Annotated in this window: 6 protein-coding genes; 3 read left to right on the forward strand and 3 right to left on the reverse strand. The window is 41.5% G+C overall.

Going from position 1 to position 6,000, the window contains the following annotated elements:
- Nucleotides 1-78 precede the first annotated feature (78 nt).
- Both prlC and E2H97_RS18285 read left to right on the forward strand, forming a co-directional pair.
- Nucleotides 79-2,115 (forward strand): oligopeptidase A, encoded by a 2,037-nt coding sequence (gene prlC, locus E2H97_RS18280; RefSeq protein WP_133408448.1) that lies wholly within the window; start codon nucleotides 79-81, stop codon nucleotides 2,113-2,115.
- Nucleotides 2,116-2,255: 140 nt separating this feature from the next.
- On the forward strand, nucleotides 2,256-2,786 hold the full coding sequence (locus E2H97_RS18285; protein ID WP_133408449.1) for a thioesterase family protein: 531 nt from the start codon (nucleotides 2,256-2,258) through the stop codon (nucleotides 2,784-2,786).
- Here the strand turns inward: E2H97_RS18285 and E2H97_RS18290 are convergent.
- Nucleotides 2,781-3,674, reverse strand: a complete 894-nt coding sequence (locus E2H97_RS18290) for a phytanoyl-CoA dioxygenase family protein (protein WP_133408450.1) — start codon at nucleotides 3,672-3,674, stop codon at nucleotides 2,781-2,783. The two genes, E2H97_RS18285 and E2H97_RS18290, sit on opposite strands and share 6 nt — an antisense overlap.
- 20 nt (nucleotides 3,675-3,694) lie before the next feature.
- Nucleotides 3,695-4,651, reverse strand: a complete 957-nt coding sequence (ygfZ, locus tag E2H97_RS18295) for a tRNA-modifying protein YgfZ (protein ID WP_133408451.1) — start codon at nucleotides 4,649-4,651, stop codon at nucleotides 3,695-3,697.
- Between the two features lie 298 nt (nucleotides 4,652-4,949).
- On the opposite strand from ygfZ, the gene E2H97_RS18300 reads away from it, so the two are divergent.
- Nucleotides 4,950-5,612, forward strand: a complete 663-nt coding sequence (locus E2H97_RS18300) for an outer membrane beta-barrel protein (RefSeq protein WP_133408452.1) — start codon at nucleotides 4,950-4,952, stop codon at nucleotides 5,610-5,612.
- A 44-nt stretch (nucleotides 5,613-5,656) separates the two neighbouring features.
- Here E2H97_RS18300 and E2H97_RS18305 read toward each other — a convergent pair whose 3' ends face one another.
- Nucleotides 5,657-5,884 (reverse strand): hypothetical protein, encoded by a 228-nt coding sequence (locus E2H97_RS18305; RefSeq protein ID WP_133408453.1) that lies wholly within the window; start codon nucleotides 5,882-5,884, stop codon nucleotides 5,657-5,659.
- Between the last annotated feature and the right edge of the window lie 116 nt (nucleotides 5,885-6,000).

The raw sequence follows: 6,000 nt of genomic DNA on the forward strand, positions 1-6,000 counted from the left end.
GTTCAGCTTCACATCTTGATTTTTTAACAGGCTACCCATACTTAAGAACTATCATCATGATTTTTATTAAGGGCAAATATGACCACGGCAATTCCTAGTGATACCTTACCCAGATTTTCCGATATTCAACCTGAACACATACAGTCAAATATTGAACAAGCCATTCAACATTGCCGTGACACCATAGAACAGGTTCTCACTCATTCAGGCACGCCAACATGGGACAGCTTAATTGCCCCACTAGAGCAAGCGGACGATGAACTCAGCCAAGCTTGGTCTCCAGTATCACACATGAACTCTGTCGTTAGCACCGATGAGCTGCGCGCCGCTCATGACGCCTGTTTGCCACTGTTATCTGACTACGGCACCTTTGTCGGTCAACACCAAGGTTTATATGAAGCCTATCTGGCTCTGCAAGCTTCAAATGAGTTTGCATCACTATCACAAGCTCAAAAGACTGTGATTGAACATGCGATTCGTGATTTTAAATTGTCAGGTATCGGGTTAAAAGATGAAGCCAAACAACGTTATGGTGAGATCAAAAAGCGTTTATCTGAGCTCACCAGTCAATTTTCGAATCAACTCTTAGATGCCACCCATGCTTGGAGCAAATTAATCACAGATGAAGCGGAATTAGCCGGTTTACCCGAATCTGCACGCGCCGCCGCTAAAGCCATGGCAGAAGCTAATGAGCAACAAGGTTGGTTGTTTACTCTGGATTTCCCATCGTATTTACCTGTGATGACCTACAGTGAGAATAGAGAGCTACGCGAAGAGTGTTACCGCGCCTTTTCAACCCGCGCCTCAGATCAAGGACCCAATGCTGGTGAATTTGATAACTCAGCGTTAATGGACGAAATTGTCGCTCTTCGCCATGAAATATCACAATTACTCGGTTTCGACAGCTATGCTGATAAATCACTCGCCACTAAAATGGCACAATCGCCTGAGCAAGTGATGGATTTTCTCAACCAATTAGCTGAGCGCTCAAAACCTCAAGCGGAATCAGAGCTGGCTGAGCTTAAGCAATTTGCTAAAGATGAATTTGATGTTGACGAACTTGCGGCGTGGGACATCGGTTTTTATGGTGAAAAACTCCAGCAACATAAATATCAAGTATCTCAAGAAATGCTGCGTCCTTACTTCCCTGAAGACAAAGTGCTTAGTGGCCTGTTTTATACCGTAAATCGTTTGTTTGGACTTAAGATCAGCGAACAAACGGGCGTCGATACATGGCACAAAGACGTACGTTTTTTCAATATCTTAGATGACAAAGATCAGTACCGTGGCAGCTTTTACCTCGACTTATATGCACGCAGTGGAAAACGTGGTGGCGCATGGATGGACGATTGCCGTGTCCGCCGTACAACGTCCACAGGACTGCAAAACCCAATTGCCTACCTAACCTGTAACTTCAATGCGCCAGTCGATGGGAAACCCGCCTTATTTACTCATGACGAAGTGGTGACCTTATTTCACGAATTTGGTCACGGTATTCATCATATGTTGACTCAAATTGATGTGGCCGATGTAGCGGGAATCAACGGAGTGCCTTGGGATGCGGTTGAACTGCCAAGCCAGTTTTTAGAAAACTGGTGCTGGGAGCAAGAAGCCCTTGAGCATATTTCTGGTCACTTTGAGACTGGAGAGTCGTTACCAAAAACCATGTTAGATAACATGCTTGCAGCCAAGAACTTCCAATCTGCAATGATGATGGTACGTCAACTTGAATTCTCACTCTTCGACTTTACTCTGCATTGGCAGTTTAACCCTAAGAATGGAGCTCAAATTCAGCAAGTGCTTGATCAGATCAGAAGCCAAGTATCGGTAGTGATCCCACCAAGCTTTAATCGTTTCCAACATAGCTTTGCCCACATTTTTGCTGGCGGTTACGCTGCAGGCTACTACAGCTATAAATGGGCAGAAGTCTTGTCAGCCGATGCCTTCTCTCGCTTTGAAGAAGAAGGTATTTTCAATGAGACTACAGGACGTAGCTTCATGCACAATATTCTAGAAATGGGTGGTTCTGAAGAACCAATGGCACTTTTCAAACGCTTTAGAGGTCGTGAACCGAAAATCGATGCACTACTGCGTCACAGTGGCATTGCGGCTTAACAATAGTTTAAAAATATCCATCCCTGTTTAGCGCTCAATATGAGCGCTTTTTTTGCTTTTGCCTTTACTTGCCGTCTGGTACGACCTCTGTTAGCCTATCCCATTCATCAAGGAAATCATCTTTAAGCATTAGGGACATAATGAATCTTTACTTTCGATTATTTTGGTTGTTCATCTGGCGTATTAAACACTGTAAAAAGATTGGGTTTCTGGGCACCAGTACAATTCAATTTCGCGCCCTACCCAGCGATTGTGATGTCAACTTTCATCTTACTAACTCCCGCTATGCCGCCTTTATGGATCTGGCTCGAACATACATGATGGCGGAAATGGGGCTGTTAAAAAAGTTTTTAAAACTCAAATGGATGCCAGTCGTTAACGCCTCAGAATTTACCTATATTCGAGACATCAAACCGCTAGAGAAATTTAAAATCGACACCAAAATCGTCGGTTGGGATGAAAAGTACTTTTATCTTGAGCAGCGCTTTACAACAGCGAGAGGATTACACGCCATCGCTCACGTTCGCGGTGTGTTTATTCATAAGCGAAAACAAGTTCCTTTAGACGAGCTCTTAACAACTGTAGGGTTTGACGAAGAGCAACCCACATTACCGCCAGAAATGCAGCAATGGATTGAGTTTTTAAAGGTGAAAAAAGAGCAGAATTTATAAATTTTTTACCGTTAGCCAATAACTGATCCCAAGGGCGGCACGTTTCATGATTTGTAATCGCAACCGTTCCGCCATTCCGGTATCAGAATTCGGCTCAAACAGATTTCGAATTTGCTTGCGCAAGGCACTGGCATGCTGACGATTTCGCTGTTTTTCAGTTAAGCCAGTGATCCGTTTTTCCAATAAAAAATTGCCTAAGTTTTTCCCCCGAACAAGTAAGGCCGACTCCGGCTTACCAATTTTATTGGCTCTAGCACTGACATATCGAATTGCTAAGCCAATCCTTCTGTCATCACTGGTATTTTTCGAAGAGCCATGTACTAATTTAAAATGGTGAAGCGACATTTGCCCAGGTTTTAGCTCTAAAATGACTTCTGGTTGCTGTTCGAGATGCTTACTTGCAATCGTTTGACCACGCGAAAGTAAGTTACCTTTAGCATAGGTATTTTCCTGATCAAACAGAGTATAATGGCTGCTTGGCAACACTTTCATTGCCCCAGACATTTCAGTTGCAGGACTTAGTGCTAGCCACACAGTAACCACATCATCGGCTTCAACACCCCAGTACTGTGCATCTTGATGCATAGAAACAAAAGTCTCACTGTCAGCTTCCTTGATAAATAAGTTACTCATGTAACATAAGATATCACCACCGATCAGTGACTCAACAGCGTCAAGAATTTTGGGATGATGAACAATTTCATCAGCCCAATCAAAAAGTAGATAGGATTTATTACATTGTCCGCGAGTTAAGGCTTTACCTTGTTGCTTCTCAATCGTTTCTAATTCTCCCCTTAATCTCTTGCTTTCATCTTGGGCAAATACATCAAGTGGACACAGAAAACCTTGAGTTCGATAGGTTTCAATTTGTGAGGTAGATAAAGCCATATTCTCCTCCGACAATAGAACTATTCTTCAGTTAATGAATAAGGTAGAGGTATAAGTACCAGCTTGCTTTCAAGATCGCCAGCCACTCTAAAAGTCGCATCCAGTTCAGTATCATTCGCCAATACAGCTGTTAATTGAACATCATTACCACGCTGCACATACTCGATAATATTACCCGCTTTACGAAAACCGTTTTCAAGTTCGATTTCTAAAAATGCATCTTTATTTAATTGAGTAGAGACAGAACCTTTAAGGATATACAAAGCGCGTTTAAGGCCACCACGATACTTCATTCTTGCTACAGTTTCTTGTCCCATATAACAGCCTTTCGTAAAACTGATACCGTCTAACGCTTGTAGATTACACATTTGCGGGACGTACTCGCCACTATGGTTTGCTCCCACATTAGGGTAACCATCGGCAATTTCTAATGCTTGCCAAACACTCGATTCATAAATCGTTTGATCAACAAATAATTTTGAAGCTACTTCAGAAGAAATTAAAACAATATAGCGGCTGTTATCTTTGATCAGCACGCCACTTTCTATTTTGGTAACCTTCTCGGTTATCTCACCAAATCTTTCTGAAATAAACGCCTCAGCCTTATCACCTGCAACACCAATAAGCACCCATTGATTACTGGCATCATTCAAGGTAACTTGGCTAAATACCGCATATTTTTGAAGTTGAGGTAAATCAACAGCGACGGTGCTTTTTGGCATTAGCATTAAATATTGCTCGTTTGCTTGTAACAATCTAAAGCTTGCCAGCATTTTTCCTTTAGGATCACAATGCGCCCCCCACACCCAATTGCCTTGAAGCAACCCAGCAACATCGGCTGTCACTTGCCCATGAAGAAAGCTCGATGCTTGCTGTCCTTCTGCTGCAATGACGCCTAAATGCGACAACTTAGCAATAAGCAGATCAGGTAACTCTTCTCCTAGTGACCAATCGGGGTTATGTAAAGTGACAGACATATGGACAACTTCCTAAATAATTTTGTTTGATTGTAGCGAATTGGTACCAGTTAATAAACTCAGCAGAAGTGTGGTCATAGCGATTGATAGGCCAAGATGCCCATAGATAACCTCAACTTCAAAGTAAAGCTTTTAATGAGCTGACAAGATTAAGAAAAAGTAGCTCTAATTGCTTTAGATCATCTCTCAGCGTGATCTTTATCTCAGTTTGTTTTTTATGCAGTGGGAGACTGTTTAATAAGACCATCATTAGCAAAATTCATCACACACTCACAAGCCACATAAGGTTCACCCTGCAATGAACAGACTTAATATCAATACAGTTGCAATAGTATGTTTAAGCACAAGCTTTATCCCGCTCATGGCCTCAGCTGAAAACTTCAATTATAACTACGCAGAAGTGACAGGGTTATTCGGTAAAACCGAAATGGCATACAGCAATAAAAAACCAGACTTTTCAACCAAAGGAATAGGAGCAACTGTCCAATATTCCCCCTATGAAAATGTTTACCTAAAAGCCACCATCAGTCGCCTAAAAATTAATGACAGTAAAAAATATGGCAGTCAAAAGTTCAAAACATATGGAAACTCAACAACCATCGCTGGGCTTGTCGGTCTCTATGTTCCAGTAACTGACAATTTAGATCTACTAGCAGGAGTCGGTATAGCGAATGAAAATGACGATTATAAATACGGCATTGAAAACACCCAAAATCAATTTAAATATGATGAAAGGAAAACCAAATTTTACGGTGAAGCGGGAACAAAAATAGGGTTATCGAGTTGGGGTGAATTAGATCTCATGTACAGCAGATTAAATGATGCCAACTATTTCACTGCAAGCGGTAAATTTGCACTAACCGAAAATTGGGGTATTCAAACAGGATATAGTTATAGCCCAAGTGGAAAATACCGAAAACGCTACGGCAGTTGGATTATTGGAGCCAGATATTCTTTCTAGGAAATCTATGCCGATGACCTTAACATCGGCATTTATCATCAGTATTACCAAGCAGTCGCATAAAAAATTAATGCAACTTCTAATGAGCCTAATACCCCGAAAAGCAATGCAAAATGCCACCACTTAATGTTCTTATCTCTAGCAAGAATACCTTCTGACACACACCAAGCAGTGATCAAGCCTAACCAAGCCCAATTAGAGGTAATGGGCAACAATAAAAACGCTCCCAATACTAAAGCAAAAAATACATTAACAAGGAACAGTGCACGCATAAATCAGTTCCAATATGGCAGTTAACGCTGTTAGAAAATTCAGCCAGTTTAAAATAGCCTAAAGAGTAAATTATTATCAATGAATGATTGAGGATCTATGATCTAAAGCATCTTGA

The organism is Parashewanella tropica, assembly GCF_004358445.1.
Lineage (GTDB): Bacteria > Pseudomonadota > Gammaproteobacteria > Enterobacterales > Shewanellaceae > Parashewanella > Parashewanella tropica.